The sequence below is a fragment of the Vibrio sp. M260112 genome (genome assembly GCF_036533775.1).
GTDB lineage: Bacteria > Pseudomonadota > Gammaproteobacteria > Enterobacterales > Vibrionaceae > Vibrio.
The window spans coordinates 73,454-94,301 of the sequence record NZ_JATABH010000009.1 but is presented as its reverse complement, the minus strand read 5'-3'; the positions used below and the strand labels follow the sequence as shown (position 1 = coordinate 94,301).

Annotated in this window: 20 protein-coding genes and 2 pseudogenes; 5 read left to right on the top strand and 17 right to left on the bottom strand. The window is 45.4% G+C overall.

Going from position 1 to position 20,848, the window contains the following annotated elements:
- Positions 1 to 61: 61 nt before the first annotated feature.
- The 6 genes and pseudogenes from tnpA to QTN95_RS06655 all read right to left on the bottom strand — a co-directional run.
- A pseudogene (gene tnpA / locus QTN95_RS06680) lies at positions 62 to 334 on the bottom strand (IS200/IS605 family transposase); the annotation flags it as partial.
- Between the two features lie 186 nt (positions 335 to 520).
- A complete protein-coding gene (gene aroG, locus QTN95_RS06675) occupies positions 521 to 1,576 on the bottom strand; it encodes a 3-deoxy-7-phosphoheptulonate synthase AroG (RefSeq protein ID WP_331416847.1) in 1,056 nt (351 codons plus the stop codon).
- A 295-nt stretch (positions 1,577 to 1,871) separates the two neighbouring features.
- Complete coding sequence (gene cyoE / locus QTN95_RS06670) at positions 1,872 to 2,771, bottom strand: heme o synthase (protein ID WP_331416846.1); 900 nt, start codon at positions 2,769 to 2,771, stop codon at positions 1,872 to 1,874.
- Positions 2,764 to 3,804, bottom strand: coding sequence for a COX15/CtaA family protein (locus tag QTN95_RS06665; protein WP_331416845.1), 1,041 nt, complete (start codon positions 3,802 to 3,804; stop codon positions 2,764 to 2,766). The genes cyoE and QTN95_RS06665 overlap by 8 nt, the downstream gene beginning before the upstream one ends.
- A gap of 17 nt (positions 3,805 to 3,821) precedes the next feature.
- Positions 3,822 to 4,370, bottom strand: a complete 549-nt coding sequence (locus QTN95_RS06660) for a hypothetical protein (protein WP_006878460.1) — start codon at positions 4,368 to 4,370, stop codon at positions 3,822 to 3,824.
- Complete coding sequence (locus QTN95_RS06655) at positions 4,363 to 5,088, bottom strand: SURF1 family protein (RefSeq protein ID WP_331416844.1); 726 nt, start codon at positions 5,086 to 5,088, stop codon at positions 4,363 to 4,365. The genes QTN95_RS06660 and QTN95_RS06655 overlap by 8 nt, the downstream gene beginning before the upstream one ends.
- A gap of 13 nt (positions 5,089 to 5,101) precedes the next feature.
- On the opposite strand from QTN95_RS06655, the gene QTN95_RS06650 reads away from it, so the two are divergent.
- A complete protein-coding gene (locus QTN95_RS06650; protein WP_331416842.1) occupies positions 5,102 to 5,347 on the top strand; it encodes a DUF2909 family protein in 246 nt (81 codons plus the stop codon).
- Between the two features lie 18 nt (positions 5,348 to 5,365).
- On the opposite strand, the gene QTN95_RS06645 is transcribed toward QTN95_RS06650, so the two are convergent.
- Genes QTN95_RS06645 through coxB form a run of 4 tightly spaced genes read right to left on the bottom strand, consistent with a single transcriptional unit; the run spans position 5,366 to position 9,668 of the window.
- Positions 5,366 to 6,250, bottom strand: a complete 885-nt coding sequence (locus QTN95_RS06645; RefSeq protein ID WP_331416841.1) for a cytochrome c oxidase subunit 3 — start codon at positions 6,248 to 6,250, stop codon at positions 5,366 to 5,368.
- Entirely contained in the window at positions 6,247 to 6,849 is a 603-nt protein-coding gene (locus QTN95_RS06640; RefSeq protein ID WP_331416840.1) for a cytochrome c oxidase assembly protein, read from the bottom strand. The genes QTN95_RS06645 and QTN95_RS06640 overlap by 4 nt, the downstream gene beginning before the upstream one ends.
- Before the next feature lie 9 nt (positions 6,850 to 6,858).
- Positions 6,859 to 8,517, bottom strand: a complete 1,659-nt coding sequence (ctaD, locus tag QTN95_RS06635; RefSeq protein ID WP_331416839.1) for a cytochrome c oxidase subunit I — start codon at positions 8,515 to 8,517, stop codon at positions 6,859 to 6,861.
- Positions 8,514 to 9,668, bottom strand: a complete 1,155-nt coding sequence (gene coxB / locus QTN95_RS06630; RefSeq protein WP_331416837.1) for a cytochrome c oxidase subunit II — start codon at positions 9,666 to 9,668, stop codon at positions 8,514 to 8,516. Before coxB ends, ctaD begins: the two co-directional genes overlap by 4 nt.
- Positions 9,669 to 10,011: 343 nt before the next feature.
- On the opposite strand from coxB, the gene QTN95_RS06625 reads away from it, so the two are divergent.
- Positions 10,012 to 11,718, top strand: coding sequence for a phospho-sugar mutase (locus tag QTN95_RS06625; RefSeq protein ID WP_331416835.1), 1,707 nt, complete (start codon positions 10,012 to 10,014; stop codon positions 11,716 to 11,718).
- A gap of 83 nt (positions 11,719 to 11,801) precedes the next feature.
- Here QTN95_RS06625 and QTN95_RS06620 read toward each other — a convergent pair whose 3' ends face one another.
- The 3 genes and pseudogenes from QTN95_RS06620 to QTN95_RS06610 all read right to left on the bottom strand — a co-directional run.
- Positions 11,802 to 12,098, bottom strand: coding sequence for a hypothetical protein (locus tag QTN95_RS06620; RefSeq protein WP_331416834.1), 297 nt, complete (start codon positions 12,096 to 12,098; stop codon positions 11,802 to 11,804).
- Positions 12,099 to 12,145: 47 nt separating this feature from the next.
- A complete protein-coding gene (locus tag QTN95_RS06615) occupies positions 12,146 to 12,565 on the bottom strand; it encodes a GNAT family N-acetyltransferase (RefSeq protein WP_331416833.1) in 420 nt (139 codons plus the stop codon).
- 69 nt (positions 12,566 to 12,634) lie between these two features.
- A pseudogene (locus QTN95_RS06610) lies at positions 12,635 to 13,015 on the bottom strand (LysE family transporter); the annotation flags it as partial.
- A 201-nt stretch (positions 13,016 to 13,216) separates the two neighbouring features.
- On the opposite strand from QTN95_RS06610, the gene QTN95_RS06605 reads away from it, so the two are divergent.
- Complete coding sequence (locus QTN95_RS06605; RefSeq protein WP_331416832.1) at positions 13,217 to 13,936, top strand: AzlC family ABC transporter permease; 720 nt, start codon at positions 13,217 to 13,219, stop codon at positions 13,934 to 13,936.
- Entirely contained in the window at positions 13,933 to 14,241 is a 309-nt protein-coding gene (locus QTN95_RS06600) for an AzlD domain-containing protein (protein WP_331416831.1), read from the top strand. The genes QTN95_RS06605 and QTN95_RS06600 overlap by 4 nt, the downstream gene beginning before the upstream one ends.
- Before the next feature lie 105 nt (positions 14,242 to 14,346).
- Here QTN95_RS06600 and QTN95_RS06595 read toward each other — a convergent pair whose 3' ends face one another.
- The 4 genes from QTN95_RS06595 to lamB all read right to left on the bottom strand — a co-directional run bounded on the left by QTN95_RS06595 (position 14,347) and on the right by lamB (position 18,321).
- Positions 14,347 to 14,961 carry a fumarylacetoacetate hydrolase family protein gene (locus QTN95_RS06595; protein WP_269375786.1) on the bottom strand — a complete coding sequence of 205 codons (615 nt, stop codon included), beginning with the start codon at positions 14,959 to 14,961 and terminating at the stop codon, positions 14,347 to 14,349.
- Between the two features lie 300 nt (positions 14,962 to 15,261).
- The gene (locus tag QTN95_RS06590) at positions 15,262 to 15,642 is read right to left on the bottom strand and encodes a hypothetical protein (RefSeq protein WP_331416830.1); all 381 of its coding nucleotides are present in this window, start codon (positions 15,640 to 15,642) and stop codon (positions 15,262 to 15,264) included.
- A 373-nt stretch (positions 15,643 to 16,015) separates the two neighbouring features.
- Positions 16,016 to 16,912, bottom strand: a complete 897-nt coding sequence (locus QTN95_RS06585; protein ID WP_331416829.1) for a MalM family protein — start codon at positions 16,910 to 16,912, stop codon at positions 16,016 to 16,018.
- 80 nt (positions 16,913 to 16,992) lie between these two features.
- Complete coding sequence (gene lamB / locus QTN95_RS06580) at positions 16,993 to 18,321, bottom strand: maltoporin LamB (RefSeq protein ID WP_331416828.1); 1,329 nt, start codon at positions 18,319 to 18,321, stop codon at positions 16,993 to 16,995.
- A gap of 443 nt (positions 18,322 to 18,764) precedes the next feature.
- On the opposite strand from lamB, the gene glgX reads away from it, so the two are divergent.
- On the top strand, positions 18,765 to 20,714 hold the full coding sequence (gene glgX / locus QTN95_RS06575) for a glycogen debranching protein GlgX (RefSeq protein WP_331416851.1): 1,950 nt from the start codon (positions 18,765 to 18,767) through the stop codon (positions 20,712 to 20,714).
- Positions 20,715 to 20,848: the final 134 nt, after the last annotated feature.

The window sequence follows — 20,848 nt, the reverse complement described above, 5'->3', positions numbered from 1 at the left end:
GTAAATTACCACCTTCTAAAGAAGGTGGCTTTGTGTGAGCCCCCTAAAAGGGGGCCTTTGTTTAATCCAACGCCAACTGGTGCTGCTCTACTCGCTCTTGCTTCTCTTGATGTCTTACATATCGGCGTATGATTTCTTCATTGATTCCAACACTATCGACAAAATAGCCTCTTTGCCAAAAGTGATTACCCCAAAGCCTGTTCTTCCTAAGATGAGGAAACTTACTAAATAGCTTTAAGGCTATTTTGCCTTTCAATACCCCCATCAACTTGGATATCGATAGCTTTGGTGGAATCTTTACTACTAAATGCACGTGGTCAACTTGTATGTTTAGAAGCTTGATTGTATCTACTCATGTTATTTGTCCTCTTTGACTTCTGGAAAAATCAAAGACGCATTTAGCATGAGTAGTTTTACAGGCAAAGCCGAAACGGATGATAACCACCTACTGAAGTAGGTGGTTTAGGGCTGAAAACAAAAAAAGCTCCCACGGGAGCTTTTTCTCACTATACAGTAATGGCTACTTGCTGTTACGGCGCTCTGCGACCGCATCCGCCAATTGACGAAGCACTTTTTCAGTATCTTCCCAACCAATACAAGCATCGGTAATAGACTGGCCGTAGGTTAACTCTTCACCTTCCACCAAATCTTGACGACCTTCAACCAGATGCGACTCGATCATGACGCCAAAGATCGCTTCTTCACCACCAGCAATCTGGTTAGCGACATCTTCTGCCACGACCATCTGACGCTGGTACTGCTTAGAGCTGTTTGCGTGACTGAAATCAATCATCACTTTTTGAGGCAGGCCAGACTGCGCTAGCTCTTGCTTAATTGCACTCACGTGTTCAGCACTGTAGTTCGGTTCTTTACCACCACGAAGGATGATATGACAATCAGGGTTGCCTGCTGTTTCAATGATCGCTGAATGACCATACTTAGTTACAGATAGGAAGTGGTGTGATGCACTTGCTGAACGAATCGCATCAGAAGCGATCTTAATGTTACCGTCTGTACCATTTTTAAAGCCTACCGGACATGAGATACCCGAAGCCAACTCACGGTGAACTTGAGACTCAGTAGTACGTGCCCCAATCGCACCCCAACTGATTAAGTCAGCAACGTATTGCGGTGAAATCATATCAAGGAACTCACTCGCCGTCGGCATGCCCATATCCGTAAGATCAAGCAGTAGCTTACGACCCATACGCAGACCATCATTGATTTTAAAGGTATCATTTAGGTACGGATCGTTAATCAAGCCTTTCCAGCCAACGGTTGTACGTGGCTTTTCAAAGTAAACACGCATCACGACTTCTAGACGATCTCCCAGTTCATCACGAAGAACTTTGAGTCGTTTGCCATATTCGATTGCTGCGTCAGGATCGTGAATTGAACATGGACCGATAATAACCAGCAGGCGATCATCTTCGCCTTTTAGAATATTCGAGATGGCTTCACGCGAGCGAAACGTGGTCGAAGAAGCTGATTCAGTCGCTGGAAACTTCTCTAAAACCGCAACTGGCGGTAATAACTCTTTTACTTTATTAATTCGTACATCATCTGTCTGAAACATTGCTTACTTCTTCCTATTTCTCTTGGTTGAACGCTACACCAAAATTGGCGGTGAAAAAACGTTCAGCTTTTCTTGTTCCTGTTCCCTGTAACTTATCTATCAAAAACCAAGGTTGCAACCACTATTTTAAATAAAAGGCAATATTTTTTGCTTTTTTACATTTTACACAGAGTGTAAATTAATTTTTACGACAATAATAAAGGTTGAGGTAGAGGGTGCGAGAGCAGATGAACAATAGGAGTTAGAAGCGAAACACTGAACTCACCAAGTGAGTCCAGCGTTCCAATGACACACGTTAGCCAACCCAGTAATGATCGAGCAGAAGCACCAAAAACAGGAGCATTAAATGATAAATGGAAAACTTAAATGTCTCGATTGCCGATTTTTCGTGTGGATTGAATTTCAACTTCCATGCATGACCGATGAAGCCGAGACTCAGTATGGTTGAACCTATCCAATACAGACTGCCGCTCATTCCCACCAAAGCGGGTAATAAACAGACTATCGCTAGCAATATCGTATAGAGAAGAATCGAGGTTTTGGTATATTCCACGCCATGCGTCACCGGCAACATTGGAATATCTGCTTTGGCATAGTCCTCTTTACGGTGAATCGCCAGAGCCCAGAAATGTGGTGGCGTCCAGATAAAGATGATCATCACTAGTAACCAACCATTGGCATGCATTTCTCCTGTGACCGCTGCCCATCCCAGCAACGGAGGCATTGCACCAGCAATGCCAGCGATGACAATATTTTGCGGCGTCGCTCGCTTGAGATACATGGTGTACACCACTGCATAACCCAAAAGGCTAGCAAACGTTAGCCCGGCCGTTAAACCATTGACGCCCCAGTATAGGATAACGAAACCAACCAGCCCAATCACCATAGCAAAACTGAATACGTGATGTGATTTCATCTGACCCGATGGTAATGGTCTTTTGTAGGTACGGGCCATAACCGCATCAATTCGCTGATCAATAAGATGATTGAATGCTGCCGCCGAACCTGCCATCAAACCAATACCCAATAGGCCAAGTATACTTTCTTTAATCGGTAACGCTCCCGGGACGGCAAGACACATACCAACTAGAGCAGTTAGCAGCATCAACGCGACCACTTTCGGTTTAGTTAAAGTGAGGTAGTTTCGCCATTGTGCTCTGCTCGCAATATAACTAGCAGAAATAGATTTACTCATGAGCATTCTCCTTACGGTACAGGCGTGCACTAGGTGAAGTGAGCGATTCAGATTGCCAAAGCAGATAGTTAGTCCGTAATACAATGATCAGCAACATTGCCGCACCAAGGTTGTGTGCGACGGCAACCACGAGAGGTAAGCTCAGCACAACGTTGCCAATTCCTAGTGCAATTTGCACCACTAACATAATCAATAATGAGATGGAGACCTTACGAAAATCGGTTACTTGGGTTGCCCATAAGCGATAGGCCAGAGCCGTAACCATTAAGGTAACCAACAGAGCGCCAAAGCGATGGGTGACATGAATCGTCATTCGAGCACCATAATCCAGCGTTCCGAATTCATAACTTTCTTGTTTAGGCTGAATCAACTCAAATGCTCGCGGGACGTCGAGATAAGCGACCCAATCTCCCTGACAAATCGGCAATGTGGTACACATCAACGCAGCATAGTTAGACGATGTCCAGCCACCCAGAGCAATCTGACCGATGACCACCAGCAAGGTCGCACCAGCTAAGAGTCTCAGGCCGTTGTCGTTACTCGCCTGCGAGGGTAAGCGATTCCGATCGTTAGCCTGAAGCTTCCAGTGAGTAATGGCCAATAAGCTAAACAGAGTAAACCCTCCGAGCAGATGGCCCATCACCACAATCGGCATCAGTTTCATAGTGACAGTCCACATACCCAGTAGGGCCTGAAATATCACCACGACGGATATCGAGGAAGCGAGCAGATACGATAGCTGACGACTCTTTATCGCGATAACGCTAATGGCAAATACAACTAGCCCTAGTGTGCCCGCGAAGTAGCGATGGATCATCTCAAGCCAGGCTTTATCCGCTTCAACAGTCAGTGAGGGGTAGAGTGACTGTGCAAGGGCGATTTCATGTTGTTCGTTGGGCACGGTCAGATGTCCATAACAACCGGGCCAATCGGGGCAGCCCAGTCCCGCGTCAGCAAGACGTGTATATGCACCTAACATGACGACAATAAAGGTCAGGATTAAGCTGAATCTAACTAAGTGTATTAACTTCATATCCGCACTCCTTGCGGTTAGCCTACACGAGATAACTTAAGCAATTTGCGTAAATCGGCGAGCAGCCCCTTACTCTGGGACACCAATTCAGATTGTGATTCCACACGTGGATAACGCATCACCAGTTGCCCGAGAGGATCAACAATCACGTATTCAAATGGGTGAACGATCTGCTCGAAGTCCTGATTGACCATAAGTTGCGCGTACTTGCCCTTTTCCACCTCAATAGCGGCACTCTGCCCAGTCACCAACAATACAGGCTGAACACGCTGCTGATACTTACCTAGTGCTAAATGGCTCTGCCCCAGCAGATACACCTGCTGCTGACAAAACTCATCACACTCAGGGGGAATAACATAACCTAGTTGCCATTGACTCTGTTGGTAAGGATTGGCAATACCTAGCGACTCCAGTGTTGCGACAGGCTCAATCAACTCACCTTTGTTTGTCACTCCAGATTGATACCAATGCTGTGAGAGTACAGTCTTAGCGATAATCGCAGGTAAAGCGAACATCACAACTAAACCAATGAAAATAATTCTTCCCCGATAAACTGGATTAATCATGTGTTGCTCCTTTTCTGATGGTACGCAGCAGTAGCAGACCGCTGAGAACAGCTAACGCCGCTGCCATCGCAAACCACTGTACCGCGTAACCTCGATGTTTCTCTGAGTTCATCGACACAGGTTGCCAAGGTTGCGGATACGGCCAACTTTCACTCATCGGCTGAACCACATAAGGCTCTATCTTCACTTTCCAAAACGTTTCCAACTCAGCGAAGTTGAGGTTTTGAATGCGGCTAATTGGGCCAGATTCAATGAGTAATTGATGACTTAGCGGGTTAACTGATTTCCGATATAAACGCCCTTCGATCTTTAGGGGCAACTCCAACCAATCAACCTCAGGCAATTGATCCCGAAAACGAGGCGCGGGAACAAATCCACGCTCAACAATCACCCGCTTTCCTTGTGCACTTTCGACCAGTTGCAATGCTAGATACCCAACCTTGCCTTGATGATGTTGATTGTCCAGCAACAACAACTTGTCCTTCATCGGTTGAGCTTGGAAATGCACTTTCAGCCCTATGGGATCGTTTTGCATCTCATCACTGAGTTGATCCAAGGAAATGGCCGCTAAGTGTTGTCTTTGAGTAACCTGTTGCTCTATTTCCGTTTTTTCGGCAGCTCGAGATAATTGCCAAAAGCCCAAGTTGACCAATATTGAAAAGACAACCACAGTTAATACAAAACCAACGACAAAACGCCCAATTCTGATGTGAGACACAAAGGACCGCCTCATGGTATTTATCTTCAAACTAGTATTGGTATTGCTGCTACTTTTCATCTTAATCAACCTTGGTCGAGCCATGCTTGAGATGGTCAAAGGGCCAGACTCAAATGAAGAGAGCGATAAATCTCCACAAGATGACAAGCCCATGAGTTTCTACCTTGGCCGGCGCGTCTTCCTATCCGCACTTGCAGTTGTCTTACTCATTGCCGCCCTCTTAAGCGGTTTTATCGAACCCAATGTGCGCCCCTACTAACGGGCGCACTATCAAGTGTTAAAGAACGTAAACAAACACAAATAGACACAGCCATACCACATCGACGAAATGCCAGTACCAACTGCCAGCCTGAAAGGCAAAATGTTCCTTTGGCGTAAAGTGATCCTTCGCCACCCTTGCCAGCAATACAATTAAGAATAGGGTGCCGAGCAATACGTGCATGCCATGGAAGCCGGTCAGTAGGAAAAAGGTGTTACCATAAACACCGGACTGCAAAGTCAACCCGAGATCCTGATAGGCGTGAGCATACTCAACGCCTTGGTAGTAGAGGAAGAAGCCAGCCAGAACAATGGTAATTTCCAGCCACACAATCAGCGCCATACGTTTGTTCTGCTCCAGACTGATATGTGCCATGTGCAAAGTCACTGACGATGTGAGCAGCAATATGGTATTGATTAATGGGATACCCTGCCACGACATTGCCGTTGTCGTTGTCCCGTCTGGAGTCGTGGTCAACGGCCATAAGGCTTCAAAGGCAGGCCAAATCACTTCGTGAGTCATGGCATTATTGCCCGCTCCCCCCAGCCAAGGGACTGAAATCATTCGCGCATAAAAGAGCGCGCCAAAAAACGCACCAAAGAACATGATTTCAGAGAAGATAAACCAACTCATCCCCTGTCTGAATGAACGTGATAGCTGAGCAGAATACTGACCACTCATTGATTCCGTGATAACGTTGCTAAACCAGCCAGCAAACATGTAAAGTAAGAACAGAAAACCCGCTAACAGGATTAGCTTGCCAAATACACTGCCATCTCCCCCCTCCGCCATGTTTTGTACCGTCAAACCGGCACCGACGGCAATAAGAAAGAGAGAGACTGCGCCAACAATAGGCCAACTGCTTTGCGCTGGAACATAGTAGGGTTGATGTTTAGAACTCATTGTGTCGCTCCTTGCACTGTCTCATCCACCGCATTTGATGAGACCTTGGCTAACTCTGTTGTCGCTACTTTTTCACTAATGTCATAAAGGGTATAGGACAAAGTCAGGGTATGGATGGTGTCGGGAATATCCGGTTCAATATAAAAAATCAGTGGCATCTCAGCTTGGGCATTTGCCTGTAACGGCTGCTGGTTAAAACAGAAACACTCAATTTTATTGAAATAGGTTGCCCCTAATCCAGGCGATACCGATGGGACCGCCTGGCCAACTATATCTTTTGGCGAAAGATTCTTTGCATGATAGGCAGTCTGAATAACTTGCCCCGGATGCACTTCCATAAACGCCTGCTCGGGAACAAACGACCAGGGAATACCCTGATTATTGTGGGCCATAAATTCGACCCGAATGAGACGTGATGTGTCAGGAACCATACCTTGTGGTTGTAGCGCAGACTCACTGTTGGTTTTTCCATTGATTCCTAACACATCACACATCACGTCATAAAGGGGGACCAGCGCAAAACCAAAACCAAACATTGCAACAACGGCTGCACAAAGCTTGATCACTAATCTTCGGTTTGATTTGGCTTGTCCGTCCATGAGCTTTCCTCAGTCGATTTTTGGTGGCTCAGAAAAGGTGTGATGTGGCGCAGGACTTGGCACCGTCCACTCTAGCCCTTCAGCACGTTCCCATGGTTTCTCAGAAACTTTCTCGCCGCCTTTGATGCACTTAATCACCAGCCAGAGGAAGATCAGTTGCGACAGGCCAAAGGCAAATCCACCAAAGGAAACGATCTGATTCACATCGGCAAACTGAATCGCATAGTCGGGTATTCGTCGTGGCATGCCCGCCAAACCAAGAAAGTGCATAGGGAAGAACAACACATTGACTGAAATTACCGAACACCAGAAGTGCCACAAGCTCAGTTTTTGGTCATACATATGCCCTGTCCATTTCGGTAACCAGTAGTAGGCTGCTGCCATAATGGAGAACACCGCGCCTGAGACCAAAACATAATGGAAGTGCGCCACTACAAAGTAGGTATCGTGATACTGGAAGTCTGCGGGAACAATCGCCAACATCAATCCAGAGAAACCACCAATAGTAAAGAGAATGATAAAGGCGATCGCAAACAACATCGGCGTCTCAAAGGTCATTGCGCCGCGCCACATTGTCGCCACCCAGTTAAACACCTTAACGCCAGTTGGCACCGCTATCAGCATGGTGCAATACATAAAAAACAACTCGGCGAAAACGGGCATACCCGTCGTAAACATATGGTGTGCCCACACAAGGAACGACAGCAATGCAATACTGCACGTCGCGTAAACCATCGAGTGGTAGCCAAACAGTTTCTTTCCACTAAAGGCAGGAATAATCGCTGAGATGATACCGAAGGACGGCAGGATCATGATGTACACTTCAGGGTGGCCGAAGAACCAGAAAATATGCTGGAACATGACCGGGTCACCACCACCCGCGGCATCAAAGAATGAGGTGCCGAAATATTTATCGGTTAACACCATGGTCACGGCTCCAGCCAGCACCGGCATCACAGCGATAAGCAGGAATGCGGTGATTAACCAGGTCCAAACGAACATTGGCATTTTAAACCAGGTCATACCCGGAGCGCGCATATTCACTATGGTTACGATGACGTTAATCGCCCCCATGATCGAACTGATGCCCATGATATGGACCGAGAACACAAACAACGCAGTACTGTCTGGGCCATAAGTGGTCGACAGCGGCGCATAGAAGGTCCAGCCGAAGTCCGGACCGCCTCCTTCGGTGAACAGTGACGCGAGTAGGATCAGGAAGGCAAAAGGTAAGATCCAAAAACTAAGATTGTTCATTCGTGGCAGTGCCATATCCGGAGCGCCAATCATCATTGGGATCATCCAGTTTGCCAGTCCGGTAAATGCTGGCATTACTGCACCAAATACCATCACCAGACCATGAACCGTAGTCATCTGGTTAAAAAACTGTGGCTCAACCAATTGCAAGCCAGGCTGGAATAGCTCGGCGCGAATGATCATCGCCATCGCCCCACCAGTCAGGAACATAATAAAGCTGAACCAGAGATAAAGTGTACCTATATCCTTATGATTGGTTGAGTAGAGCCAACGAGTAATCCCTTTCGGAGCCTCATGATGCTCATGTTCATCAATCGCAATCGTGCTGTTAGCTCGACTGATATCGGCGTCTGCAACAGGCGCTGATTTGGATTTATCTTCTACGATAGAATCAGGTTTGGACGTTTTCATTGTCCCTCCTTAGACGCCTTAAATTGGTTGACATCCGCTGCCTGAACCAAGTCTCCGACACTGTTGCCTAAGCTATTACGTTGATAAGTAACCACGGCGGCAATTTCCTTGTCAGTCAATTGATTGGCAAAAGCCTGCATCGCGGTACCCGCACGGCCATTAGTCACAATATCTATGTGTCCAGTCACATCCCCTGTTGCCACTTTACTTGCAGTAATGGCAGGAAATGCGCCAGGGATCCCCGCACCATTTGCTTGGTGACACACAGCGCATCGATCTAAGTAGATTTTCTCGCCTAGGGTCATTAACTCTTCAAGAGACAGGGAAGCCGTCAGAGAAGCCGCCGCTTCTTGCTTGGCCTGAGCGATTTCCGCTTTCTTGGCAATCAGCCATGCGTTGTACTCTTGTTCCTCCATCGCATGAACGACGATTGGCATAAATCCGTGCGCCCGACCACACAGTTCGGCACACTGACCTCGATAAACCCCTGGCTTATCAATCCGTGTCCATGCTTCATTAATAAAACCAGGAATCGTATCTTTTTTAACGGCAAAGTCCGGTACCCACCACGAGTGAATCACATCATCGGATGTCATCAGGAAACGAACTTTACGATTGATCGGCAAAACAAGCGGATTGTCCACTTCAAGAAGATAGTTCGCGCCTTTCTCCTCGATACCATCTATTGCCTTCTGACTGGTCGCGAGCAGACTAAAGAACTCAACATCCTGATCAAAATAGCTGTAGTGCCACTTCCATTGGGAGCCGGTTATCTTGATGGTGAGATCGGACTGAGACGTATCTTCCATAGCAACCAAGGTTTTGGTCGCGGGTATCGCCATAAGCACAAGGATAACGATAGGAATCACCGTCCAGATAACTTCAACTTTGGTGCTTTCGTGAAAATGGGCGGCAACGGCACCCTTAGACTTGCGGTGGTGATACATGGAGTAAAACATCACACCAAACACGACAATGGCAATCGCACAGCAGATGTAGAATATCAGCATATGCAGGTCATAGACCTGACCACTAATATCCGTGACACCTTGTGTCATGTTATAAGTGCTTTGCTCTGCGTGCGCAGTCGCCGTTAATCCAACCAACGACACATTACTCAGTCGCCACAGTGAAACCTGTAAACTTTTCAAAAGACCTCTCCTTTGCCAGAGTCATCAACCGTGATGCTGGTCACCTTTCGTGCTGAAGTATCTTCATACACAAGAAAGTACCAATCAGCCTTTGGACTTGGAAAATTCCTTATAACCAGTAATTTTTCAGCAAGTTGTTATATTTATGTTAATAAAAGTTAGTTGGCGTTTTTGAAATGTGCAAGAAAGTCCTATCAGATTTGAGTAAGGAAAAAATCTCGTTCTGTTTAGCGATTGCGATCTCGCAAATGATAATCAATATCAACTAAAGTTAAGCGTAATTTGGAACATAACATAGACTTAAGTTATCAATAGGTCTGAGCTAGTAAGAAGGTAAAGCAAGATGATGGAACAAGTAACTCGTTGGTTAGAAAAAGATCCTGATCCACGAACTCGTGAAGAGCTGCAACAATTAATCGACCAGCAGGCTTTAACTGATCTAGAAGATCGCTTTCGCCAACGACTTGAATTTGGTACCGCAGGTTTGCGTGGCAAAGTTGGCTGTGGCCCAAACCGAATGAACCGACTGGTGATTCAAGAGACCGCGAGTGGACTTGGTCAGTACCTTATCCAACAAGTCGAGAGTGCCAAGACTCGTGGTGTCGTGATTGGCTATGATGGTCGAACCGACTCCAAACAATTCGCCCATGATACCGCCAGTGCTTTAACCGCTCTTGGTATCAAAGTGTTGTTAACGCATGACGTCGCCGCGACTCCTATCGTCGCATTTGGCGTGAAACACTTTAATGCAGCTGCCGCCGTCGTGGTTACTGCTAGCCACAACCCACCGGAATACAATGGTTTTAAAGTCTATTGGCAAAACGGTGCTCAAATAATTCCGCCTCATGATTCGGGCATTGCTGCTCAAATCGACCTCGCGGCAACACGTGCAATTCCAATGATGACATTGAGTGACGCCGAGCAAAACGGTTTGTTGGAGTGGCTACAAGATGACTATTACCAAACCTACCGCAAGACGATGAATGCCAATCCTCTGCTAGGCAATCATACCCAACCCGAGAGTATCTCTATTGCCTATACAGCCATGCATGGTGTAGGGGCGGATATGGCAGAAACCCTACTCGCAGATGCCGGCTTCACTAAGGTTTATAGCGTTGCTGCACAGCGAGATCCAGACGGCACTTTCCCTACCGTCAATTTCCCTAACCCAGAAGAAACGGGGGCAATGGATATGGTGGTTGCGCTGGCCAAAGAGCACGGTGCTGAACTCGCTTGCGCCAATGACCCAGACGCTGACCGATTTGCTGTTGCGGTACGTAAACCGGATGGTGACTACCAGATGCTGACAGGCGATCAGGTCGGAACGCTGTTTGGTCATTATCTACTGTCACAATCAGACAGCGCGACACCTCTGGTCGGTAATACTATCGTATCGTCTACCCTGTTGGATAAAGTTGCTCAGGCTCATGGCGCACAGTACTACCAGACTCTGACAGGCTTTAAATGGCTAACCAATGTCGCTATGCAAAAGCAAACCAATGAGCAACCATTTTTGTTCGCCTATGAAGAGGCTCTGGGCTACACCGTGGGCAATAAAGTGTGGGATAAAGATGGTCTGTCGGCACTGGTCGCTTTTGCTCAGCTAACCGCAGAGCTAAAAAGTCAGGGCAAGACAATCTGGGATCAGTTGGAAGCACTTTATCGTCAACATGGTATGTATCTCAATGCTCAACGTAGTATTGCTCTTGATCCAAAATCTCCGCCAGTGGGTGACAAGCTAAGAGCGAATCCACCAACCATGATCGCAGGTAGCAAGGTGGAAGTTACACAAGATCTCAAAACTCAGACCAAACGATTTGCTGATGGAACTGAGCAGCGAATCGACCTACCAGCCAGTGACGTGTTGATCTACCACCTCTCATGCGGCGCTCGTGTGATTGTTCGCCCTTCTGGTACAGAACCTAAACTCAAATGTTACTATGAAGTCATCGAAGCCTTCGCTGAATCGGACACGTTTGAGCAAGTCTTCGATAAAGCATCAGAATCGATGGGAATGTTGATCTCAGAGCATCAGCACAGTCTGCTTTGATATCCATTACCTGAGTGAGCAAAAAGCCCCACACTCAACAGTGTGGGGCTTTATTATTAATAAACCTTAGTCAGCGTTGACGTTTACAGCTGCTCTTTAAGCACTTGCTCAAGCTGCTGATAAGGCACATAACCCGGAATCACCTGCTCAGCTGGCGTCCCTCTCAGACCTAAGCCAGTAAACATTGTGTAGTTATTCTCTAACTGTTTCTCCACTGCATCACTGACATTAAGTTGCTTTGTCGTACCGGTTTTCTGCGCAATCTTCATCAGTGAAGCAGCATTATGAGTACCCGGTTTAGCAATCAGTAATTGATTCACCTGCTCGAACTTATCACGCTGATTATTCCAAACGTTCAGTGCATAAGCGGCAGAGTTCAACTAACAAACCAAACGGCGAACCATGCTAGTGTAATGTTAGAATCGTATTATTGGATTTTCTTCTGTAAGAAAATCTTATCCACTCCAACCGTTGGAAAACCTTTATAGCGTCCCATCTCTTTGAAGCCTAATTTGGTATAGAAGTTTGGAGCCTGAAAACTGTATGTATCTAAGTACATGTCGGTAACACCAAACGCTTTGGCTTCTGACTCAACACGTACCATTAACATTGAACCAATTCCTGAATCTCGGTGCTGGTCATCAACCCAAAGAAACTCGACAAAAATCGTATTGGTGTAGATTTCTCCTGTTAATCCTCCAGCAAAATGGCCTTGGTCATCTTCGACATAACAGGCCAACGTTTGGATATCTTCATCTGGTAAATGGCGCATATTAAAAGATTTCAGACCACTATAGATCACGTCTTTAATGTTTTTAGGCGGATTGAGAACAAACTGCACATTCATATGACTTCCTCATCTCGACAACATTTCTGGCACAAAAAAGGCCAGCTAACTGCTGACCTGTCTGACTACTTAGCTTGCAAATGAGCTTAGCATCCAAATAGCAAGCACGACAAATATCAACCCCATAAACTTGTGCTGATAAGTGCGAAACTTTTCATTTTCTAACAATGGCTTGCCCAGAGTTCCCACGAGTCCAACCAATAATAAATTGAACAGTAAGCCAAGCACATTCAACAGTAATCCAAGTGCCAACATCTGTTCACCAGAGGTTGCGCTGATATTACTAGACACAAATTGAGGCAAAAACATCACAAAGAAGACGAGTGCTTTAGGGTTGAGTAAATTACTCACCAAAGCTCGTTGATAGAAGGTTGTCGCAACTGTACTGCTACCTTCGAGCTGAGGGGCATCGGTGGCGTTAGCACGCAAACAATCCCAGCCCATTTTCAGCTTTGTACAAAAATAACTAACCGCTATAAGCTAGACTGAATCAACGATCTGTTAACAACGTATTTTGCAAGGAAAGCGAATGGCAATGGGCGTGACACCTAAGCAGTTTATTGGCAGTAAATAGAAAGCAATTACGTACAAGCCGCCGATAACTTAACTGTGACTAAATGAATGTCACTATCACCACACGTAGAAAGAAACATGAGTAGCATGACCATAGATATAGACACACAAATCAGTCGCTCCCAATTGTTCTGGCAAGGTACGCTCGCCATGGTGCCACTCAGTATTGCCGTTATCCCCTGGGGCGTGCTAGCTGGCTCCTTTGCATTGGAGTCCGGGCTGACTGTCGTTGAAAGCCAAGCGCTATCCGCCATCTTGTTTGCAGGTTCTGCACAGCTAGTCGCGACAGGCATGTTTAAGGCAGGTGCAACCTTGACCACCATGCTTTTAGCGATCTTTTTTATTACTTCAAGGCACTTTCTCTACAGTGTATCGATGAGAAGCAAAATCAGCCCGCTACCACTCAAGTGGCGACTTGGACTCGGATTCCTGCTCACCGATGAACTGTTTGCTATTTGCGGTCAACAGTCTGAAAAGCAGTTCAATCGCTGGTATGCGCTTGGTGCCGGTCTTAGCTTTTATCTTTGTTGGAACCTCGCCACCTTGGTCGGCATTGTCGCTGGCAGTTACATTCCGGCGATGAATGAACTTGGATTGGAGTTTGCCGTCGCAGCAACCTTTATCGCTTTGGTGGTGCCCAACATTAAATCCTCCCCCGTCTTAGTCGCGGTGGTCGTCTCTTTAACGACCTCCGTTATGTGCAGTTTGTCGGGTATCGAATCGGGGCTAATGATAGCCAGTATTGCAGGTATGCTCGCAGGTTATATTGCCGAGTCAATTAAAGGACGTATCGTATGATTATGTTATCTATTTTGGCAATGACGTCACTGGTATTTTTAAGCCGCTACCTGTTCTTGGAGCCTCGTTTACCACTGAGACTCAACCCACAAGCTCAGCGACTACTGGCCTACTCCAGCCCTACTGTGCTAACCGCGATTTGTGCGCCTATCGTATTTATGCCTGAGCAGGAGCTATGGGTATCGGCAGACAACCCTTACCTGATTGGTGCTCTCGTTGCGGCGGTACTGGCTTGGAAAACCAAAAACGTACTGCTGACGACCATTGTCAGTATGGTGCTGTTTCTATGTCTTAAACTCTTTTAACCGAACAGAGCCGCGAACAGAAACAATACAACGGCCATAAAAAACCTCCAATTGAGTCGTCAATTGGAGGTTGGTCCGTGTCCTAGGGGTAAAGTAACGTGCTTTTTAGTGCGCAACCCACTCTATTTCAATCAAGGTTTTGTCTGCTTCTTTTAATCTTGCCAAAAATACATCGGATGGATGTACCTCACCAACCCCTTGTGGCGTACCGGTCATAATAATGTCGCCATCGCACAACGTGGTAAAAGTAGAGAGCTCATCGACTATCGTTTGTGGAGAGTACATCATCTGCGTCACTGAACCTTTTTGCACTCTTACGCAGTTTATAAATAGCTCAATTTCTAACTGTTCAATTTTTAGTCCTTCAAGAGGAATAAAACGGCTAAACAACGCGGAGCCATCAAACGCTTTCGCCCGTTCCCACGGTAATCCCTTCGACTTGAGTCTCGATTGCAACTCTCGCTTTGTTAGATCAAGACCTACACCAACAGCCGATAATCTGCCCTCTGAAACAAGAAAGCAGATTTCACCTTCGTAATGGAGCGGTTCTTGGTGAAAGGATTGTAGTTGGGTCGTTATCGAGCTTGGCGGCTTGGAAAACACCACCATTTGATCTGGAATGGCGTTATTCAACTCTTGGATATGTTCTAGATAGTTTCGACCAACACACAATATTTTGGTCGGTTGGACCAAAGATTCTCCAAGCTTTACTGAACTCATGTCACCATCCCTGACTGATATTTTTGAGAGAAAGGCTATTCTAGTCTAAGTGGCTAATAAAAAAACGATTTAGGTAAAAATATCAGAACCACTGCCCATTATTAATGACGCTTAGGTCAACAAAAGAGTTTTTACCTAAGCACTTAGTCAACACGCTGCTGGTGAAAGCTTACTTCACACCTACTGTTTTTATGTTCAGAGGTATCGCACTGCGTACTTAAATCCAAGAAAAAATAGATACCTTGACACTGGATTATTATTTGAAGCACAAGAAAGACCGAGGATTATTTAATAACAAAACTATCTTGATATCTGTCGGCTATTTACGAAACTTCCATCAGAAAGCGTAAATATACCGTCATTAAAAAAAATGATATCACTCACAGTTAATATGCTATGTTTTGACTCTGAAAGCAATAGTTCATAGCGTCCTTGAAAATTACCGCTTTCTGAAAAGACATTAACAATAACTGCGTTTTGTGCTGGCACTTGCTCAACAAACCACCCAAAAGCTTTGCCACCCACAAATATTGCAGATGGATAGTCTTCCAATCTAGTTATTCCTAATTCATCAACATATACGGCAGACTGAGTCTGCATATGGTAATTAATTATCGCTACTATAAATAATATAATAGATCCAAGAGTAAGCCCCACCATAATTCTGATAAATTTAGTCATCTTCTACTTCCAAAGTTATACTACCGAGTATATACCCAGGGTAACCGCATGAGTAGATAATTTGTAAACGAAAACCACTCTCTTTGTTAACTTGCTAAGAGTTGAGCAGCGTAAGTCGAGATTTATGCGGTCAAGAAACAAACAGGGATAAAAGAAAAGCACCTTCACACAACCATCTCACGGTTAATGATTTGTGAACTTTAACATTAATTCAACTCATGCGCTCGCCCTGGGGACATATATCAATGAACAACCGAAAGAAAATACTAAGCCATTAATATTACGAACATTAAATATCATATTCATTGAAATCCCAAAAAGCCCCTCAAACATAGTGCTTGAGGGGCTGATTGGCAATTAAGTTAAGCAGTATCTATTTATCGTTAACGGCTTTAATAAAGACTTGCTGAGCACCTTCAACATTGAGAGCCTTTGCTTCTTCGAGTAGCGCAAGTGCTTTGTCTAACATGCCAACTTTCACCGCGTTTTCGATACTAGTCAGATAAAACTGCTGCTGTTCAACCGAAAGCGACAATGAGGCATCACTTGAAGCAACAACCGAGCGAGTCGCCGTGCTCTGTTTCTCTTGAGCAGCTAACTCGCCTTTGAACTTCTGTTGGGCAGTATCCGTGCTGGAAACAGTCAATGGTTCTTCAACAACAACTGCACTGTCAACTTTCGCGACAATACTCAATAGCCCATGCTGAGCATGAGGAGTGATAGGGTTTGGAACGTCTGGTGGGTAGTTGCCACGTGCAATCGCATCAAGCTTAACGGGATGAAGGATTTCCGACTTTCCTTTGGTCAACTCAGGAGTAGTGTAAATTAGTAACTTAACGCGTTGCTGCCCTACTGGCTGGATAGTGATCTCTGTGGTCAGTCTATCGCCTTCTAAACCGTAGGCATGTTTATACTCGAAATCTTCTGTGCTGAATGCTTTTAATACTTGGTTATTTTCATTCAAAAGCAGAGCATTTGGATAGAAAACACTCTTTTTGAAATGGCTAATAATTTCGAGTTCAAGTTCTTTTCCTTGAGTATTAATATCGAAAGCCGCTATTGGACTCATACCCGTAGGAAATTGATAATTCTGGTTCTTTTCATCAATTGAGAAGTTAATTCGCTTGGTTGGCTCAACTTTAACCCATTCTATCTCTGAATAAGATTCAGCGACTTGAGATACATTTTGAGTATCAAATACAACCGTTTCTGTTGCCGTACAGCCTAACAGAGCCATACTAATTGCGCAGCCTAGAACTAAATGCTTCATCTAAACCTCTCCACTGAACGAAAAAAGCCGACTTAAGTAAGCCGGCTATTACTTAGGACTTATAGGACTCGGAAACTATCTTACCACCAAGCTTCCATTTGAATACCAACGCTGAACTCAGAATCGTCAGTCCCTTTTGCAAAGCTGTCTGCTTCATGATCCATGAAGTAAGAACCGTAAACACGGATTTCAGGACGAGCCCAGAAGCTAGAGCCTGCAGACCATGCTTGAGCAACAGTCAACTTAGAACCTGATGCGTCTGTGGTTGTTCCGCTTTTCTTAGTTTCATCAGCGAAGTAACCTGCTTCAAATACAGTTTTCATGTTTTCATCCCATTTGTACACTGGACGAACAACCGCATTGTAAGCTGTGATATCACCATCGTTAGTATCAGATGCTTGAGCGTACATTACTACGTGACCTAGTTCCCATGACTCACCTAGACCTGTTACACCCCAGTTGATGATACGGAAACCATCAGCATCGTTGTTTCCACCTTTGCGGTCATACCAACCACCGCCACCGTACGTAGCCATTTGCTTACCGTATGATGCAGTACCGTACTGAAGAACAGTCTGGTTGAAGCCGTTAGATAAACCTTGACCAATCACCGCAGTTAAAAGAACGCCATCATCAGCTTGAACATTTTGGTTCTTCGCTTCAGAAGCAAAATCGTAAGCAACCGCTAGCTCTAGGTTAGCATTTTCCCACAAGTTGATACCTGCGTAACGAAGGTCCAATGTGTAGCCAGAAACGGTTTCATCTTTCGTCTTAGCAACTGTTTTGTAGTTGTTAGCATCACCCTCAATTGCAAGCTCACAAGCTTTGTCACCTTTACAGTTTGCAAATGCTTTTGAGCCAGCATCAGTAAGTACGCTTTCAAAACCATCATCAACCTTTTGGCTACCATCATCATGCATTACAGCTACAGATAGTTTACCGCCGCCAACTGACAGATTTTCGATACCGCCACCAGCACCACCAGACGTGTCTAGGAAGTAGAAGTCTGTGATATGGATATCTTTACGTTGGTAGTAACGTTGACCAGCCCAAAGTACAGCTTCTTTATCTGATTCGAAAAGGCCTTTAGCTTGAACATTCATAACACGCAGAGCGTTAGAATTGCCTTCCCAGTTATTGTTACCAGCCTGACCGTATGCAACCAATGTTTCTAGGTTGAACGTTACGTCGTCTTTGTTGTACAACTCAGCGTTAAGACCAATTTCTGCATATAGGTCGTCTTCATTGCCTAGACGGCCTACTTTATTCTTTTCATAAGTGACATGAGAACCTTCACCGCTCAGACCTACACCACCACGCGCATAACCATGGAAGTCCACGTCGGCTGCGAATGCGCCAGCAGATAAAGTCGTCGCCACTGCAGCAGCAATTAAACTTACTTTTTTCATTCTTAACTCCATTTAGGGATTATTATTCTTTGGCTCTCTTCTTGGCTCACTCTGTAAAGGCAGAAACAGATTGTTAATAAAAGAGAGGTAAAATGGGAGTCAGGCTAGAGGCCTTGTCCCCGTTTGTTTCAACTGCTGCAAGATTAACGGGGGAGTAGAAATGGCAACTCATCCAGATGAAAAATAGTTAGGGGGGATGAGAAAGGATGAGAAATCATACCGGACAATGTTTTTTAGGCTTCAATCACAAAAATTAGGGTGAGAAATAACTTTCTGACAAAAATATCTCGCGCCAAATGTTAGATAGCTCACTTAACCACGCCAGAGCGTCATAATTATGAAATAAAATTACAATTATTATTTTTGTCAGAGGCGCTTGACCAATTCATTGCAAAACTATTTACTAAAGATCAAACAATAAAATATTTTAATAAGTCATGATGATGCAGTGCTCCCGTCCCTATCCTCTAGGTGCCACCCTTAGCACCGAAGGATGTAATTTCTCTATCTTTGCTCCTGATGCGAAATCTATTCAGCTTGCGCTGTTTGATGAAAAGGATCAGATCACCACCTATCCTTTGGACGGAGAGTACGCGGGCATACGCTTCACCTTTGTTCCGCACATTCGCAAAGGCCAAAAGTATGCGTATGTGGTGCAGCGCAACGGTAAGCCACATCTGATTTCAGATCCGTATGCCAAAGGCTTAGAAAAACCACTGTTTTATCAAGTGCCATTCAACAGCGAACAGAGCTTTGCTCTGGCAAAATGTGTGGTTGTCGATGACAGTTTTGACTGGCAGGGAGTGGAGAGCCCACGCAGACCTCGTGACGAAATGGTCCTGTTTGAAACGCACGTAAAAGGCGTATCAAAGCTGCATCCACAAGTCGAAGAGCGTCACAAAGGGCGCTATCTGGGCTTAGTCAGTGATGCGATGCTCGATTTCTATAAACAACAGAACATCAATACACTCCAGCTACTCCCTGTCGCCGCCTGCATGCACGAGCCACACCTGTTGAACATGGATAAGGTCAATTACTGGGGATATAACCCTTACCTATTCATGGTGCCAGACCCTAGATATGCGGCTCACGATGCTGTCACGGAACTAAAAACGGCTATCCGTGAATTGCATCGAAACGGTATCGAAGTGATTCTTGATGTGGTCTATAACCACACCGCCGAAGGTGGCGCTGATGGCCCAATCTTTAACTTAAAAGCTTTAGACAAGCGATATTACTTCAAACAGGGCGATCACTACGCTAACTATACAGGCTGTGGTAATACACTCGATTTATCCTATCAGGCAAGTTTGAATCTGGTCATGGATACCCTGCGCTATTGGGTTAGCGAATATAAAATCGACGGATTCCGCTTTGATCTAGCCGCCACACTCGGTCGCAACGGTGAACACTTTAGCCCTGAAGCTGCGTTCTTTAAAGCCGTCGCTCAAGACCCGATCCTGAAAGAAGTAAAACTGATCGCAGAGCCTTGGGATATTGGTCCTAACGGTTATCAGGTAGGAAACTTTCCGTTTGGTTGGAATGAATGTAATGACCGTTTGCGCGATATCACGCGCAGCTTTTGGCGCGGTGATCAAGGATTTCTAAAGGAGTTTGCCACTCGAATTATGGGGTCGCGAGATCTCTACAGTGCGGCTAACTGGCCATACAAATTGACGGTTAATTACATTACTTATCACGACGGCTTCTGTATGCAAGATCTTGTCTCATACAAGCACAAGCACAATGAGGCCAATGGGGAGCAGAACCGTGATGGACACGGTGACAACCGTTCGGATAACTATGGTGTTGAAGGTAAGAGCGACAATCCGGTGATCATAGAGAAGCGTGAAAAGCAGAAGCGTAACTTTATGGCCAGCCTACTGTTTGCTTTTGGTATTCCACATATTCTGACCGCCGACGTTCTTTCCCATACTCAAAATGGCAACAACAACGCGTATTGTCAGGATAACGAGTTAAGCTGGATTAACTGGCATACAACCCCAGACAAAGAGAGTTTCAAGTCGTGGTTAGCCGATATGGTAAAAGCTCGCCAGCAATATATGGTGCCATTTATTCGTGCTTTCAGTGGTGCAAAACGCAATAACAACCGTATTTTCTGGCGCAGAATTGATGGCAGTTTCATGGAACACGATGATTGGAATCGCCTCAGTTCAGTCGCCTTGCATCTGGGCATTGGCAAACATGGTGATGAGTTGTTCTACTGTATCAACCAAACCAATGCGCCCGCTCGATTTACGCTTCCAGAGACTAATGGCAAAGAGTGGGTAATGGTGTGCAATACCGACTCACACGAGCTCCATCAAACCATAGATCATAAACAAGCTTTGGTAGCCCCTGCATCTTTAGCCATCTTCCACTTAAAAGCCTGATGATCAATCTAGCGATATAGTGATATGTCGCTAATTTTTAACACTTTTCCTACAAAAAATCTGGACTTGTGTTGATTGATGTGAATATTAAATCAGTTTAAACTATCGGCCATCATCCGTTCCCCTAAAACATC

What these genes read in the sequence shown, in the direction of transcription:
- QTN95_RS06600 (WP_331416831.1), top strand. Translation starts at nt 13,933, where the DNA reads ATGATTATGTTATCTATTTTGGCAATGACGTCACTGGTATTTTTAAGC.
- ctaD (WP_331416839.1), bottom strand. Translation starts at nt 8,517, where the DNA reads ATGAAAACGTCCAAACCTGATTCTATCGTAGAAGATAAATCCAAATCA.
- QTN95_RS06585 (WP_331416829.1), bottom strand. Translation starts at nt 16,912, where the DNA reads ATGAAGCATTTAGTTCTAGGCTGCGCAATTAGTATGGCTCTGTTAGGC.
- lamB (WP_331416828.1), bottom strand. Translation starts at nt 18,321, where the DNA reads ATGAAAAAAGTAAGTTTAATTGCTGCTGCAGTGGCGACGACTTTATCT.
- QTN95_RS06625 (WP_331416835.1), top strand. Translation starts at nt 10,012, where the DNA reads ATGATGGAACAAGTAACTCGTTGGTTAGAAAAAGATCCTGATCCACGA.
- QTN95_RS06595 (WP_269375786.1), bottom strand. Translation starts at nt 14,961, where the DNA reads ATGAGTTCAGTAAAGCTTGGAGAATCTTTGGTCCAACCGACCAAAATA.
- cyoE (WP_331416846.1), bottom strand. Translation starts at nt 2,771, where the DNA reads ATGAGTAAATCTATTTCTGCTAGTTATATTGCGAGCAGAGCACAATGG.
- QTN95_RS06590 (WP_331416830.1), bottom strand. Translation starts at nt 15,642, where the DNA reads ATGACTAAATTTATCAGAATTATGGTGGGGCTTACTCTTGGATCTATT.
- QTN95_RS06650 (WP_331416842.1), top strand. Translation starts at nt 5,102, where the DNA reads ATGGTATTTATCTTCAAACTAGTATTGGTATTGCTGCTACTTTTCATC.
- aroG (WP_331416847.1), bottom strand. Translation starts at nt 1,576, where the DNA reads ATGTTTCAGACAGATGATGTACGAATTAATAAAGTAAAAGAGTTATTA.
- QTN95_RS06640 (WP_331416840.1), bottom strand. Translation starts at nt 6,849, where the DNA reads ATGGACGGACAAGCCAAATCAAACCGAAGATTAGTGATCAAGCTTTGT.
- QTN95_RS06665 (WP_331416845.1), bottom strand. Translation starts at nt 3,804, where the DNA reads ATGAAGTTAATACACTTAGTTAGATTCAGCTTAATCCTGACCTTTATT.
- QTN95_RS06605 (WP_331416832.1), top strand. Translation starts at nt 13,217, where the DNA reads ATGAGTAGCATGACCATAGATATAGACACACAAATCAGTCGCTCCCAA.
- QTN95_RS06645 (WP_331416841.1), bottom strand. Translation starts at nt 6,250, where the DNA reads ATGAGTTCTAAACATCAACCCTACTATGTTCCAGCGCAAAGCAGTTGG.
- QTN95_RS06615 (WP_331416833.1), bottom strand. Translation starts at nt 12,565, where the DNA reads ATGAATGTGCAGTTTGTTCTCAATCCGCCTAAAAACATTAAAGACGTG.
- glgX (WP_331416851.1), top strand. Translation starts at nt 18,765, where the DNA reads ATGCAGTGCTCCCGTCCCTATCCTCTAGGTGCCACCCTTAGCACCGAA.
- QTN95_RS06660 (WP_006878460.1), bottom strand. Translation starts at nt 4,370, where the DNA reads ATGATTAATCCAGTTTATCGGGGAAGAATTATTTTCATTGGTTTAGTT.